The organism is Lacticaseibacillus salsurae (assembly GCF_045862175.1).
GTDB lineage: Bacteria > Bacillota > Bacilli > Lactobacillales > Lactobacillaceae > Lacticaseibacillus > Lacticaseibacillus salsurae.
This window is the reverse complement of record NZ_BAAFZI010000144.1, coordinates 1-1175: the sequence shown is the minus strand read 5'-3', so window position 1 is coordinate 1175 and position 1175 is coordinate 1. Positions and strand designations below refer to the sequence as shown.

Sequence of the window (1175 nt, the reverse complement as noted above, 5' to 3'; positions counted from 1 at the left end):
CGGCTATGGCTTTGAATGTTTCTTGCGGATTACCCAATCTGGGCGTGATGCGGTGATCGTGATGAGCAACTGTAGTGTGCCAAAAACGGTCAATGAAGTGGCCGCTGATAAAATCGCGCAAGCTTGGTTGACACACTAGGAGGCAAGGCATGACCACCCAAAAACTATTCTGGTTACTAATGGCCTTGCCATTTATGTTGATTGGCGGCTGGTTTGCAAAAAATGCGTGGGAAACCCAGCAAGTTCGCACCGTGATGATCAAAAAACTGAAGGCCAATGGTTACCCGCAAGACAAACTGACGCACATCAGCAAGATCATCCGCCAACAGGATTTCTTGTTCGACGCGCCGACTTACACCATGACCTTTCGCCAACTTGATGATCAGGCGCTGTATACTTTGTCTGAAAGCCAAACCACTCAAAAGCATTGGACCATCACCTTAGAGCGGCGGCTCGGTGGCGTTGATGTCTGGCAAAACCCAAAAACCTTAAACTAAAAGCTTCGCACATGATTTGATTTCAAGTCATGTGCGAAGCTTTTTGCCGTTAGTGGACCAGTTGCCCACGAATCGTGGCGACATCCCGGCCATTATTTTTAGAGGTATACAAGAACGCATCGGCCCGGCGATAAAGATCTAGGTAGTTTTTATCATCAGCGGTGGCGCGATCTTGTCCCAGTGAAATCGTTAAATGCAAACACTGGTCATCGAAGCGAAATTCCAACCCATTGAGCTCATGACGCAGTTGTTGAGAAATTTCTGTGGCGCGTTGGTAGGATTCCACCACATCAAACAAGAGAATAGAGAATTCTTCACCACCAGTCCGGTAGACTTTGGCCCGATATTCCCAAGTCCCGGAGAGTTGTTGCAAGTGTTTGGCGACTGCTTTCAAGACTTCGTTGCCAGACAAATGCCCGAATTCGTCGTTAATGGCTTTGAAGTGGTCGACATCAAAGGTGTATAGCGAGTAAAGCTCATTGTGATCTTGATAGCGTTCAAACGCCGCTTGCAAGTCTTTGTCGAACTGTCCGAAGTTTGATAGCCCAGTCTGACCTTTACCCCTAAAGTTGGAACACAACTTTGGGGGTATTTGTATGACTAAGATTTCAGTAGAAACTTATATCGAAGCCGTAGAGTGTTATCTTACCAGCAACGAGTCAAAGAGACGGGTTGGTG

2 protein-coding genes are annotated in these 1175 nt (G+C 47.1%); one reads left to right on the top strand and one right to left on the bottom strand.

Translation table 11 applies throughout. From position 1 onward, the window contains the following. The first annotated feature begins 149 nt into the window (after window positions 1–149). On the top strand, window positions 150–497 hold the full coding sequence (locus ACKTSG_RS14300) for a hypothetical protein (protein WP_407895699.1): 348 nt from the start codon (window positions 150–152) through the stop codon (window positions 495–497). 49 nt (window positions 498–546) lie between these two features. On the opposite strand, the gene ACKTSG_RS14295 is transcribed toward ACKTSG_RS14300, so the two are convergent. Then, window positions 547–1077: a GGDEF domain-containing protein gene (locus ACKTSG_RS14295; RefSeq protein ID WP_407895697.1), complete on the bottom strand. Its 531-nt coding sequence runs from the start codon at window positions 1075–1077 to the stop codon at window positions 547–549. Between the last annotated feature and the right edge of the window lie 98 nt (window positions 1078–1175).

What these genes read in the sequence shown, in the direction of transcription:
- ACKTSG_RS14300 (WP_407895699.1), top strand. Translation starts at nt 150, where the DNA reads ATGACCACCCAAAAACTATTCTGGTTACTAATGGCCTTGCCATTTATG.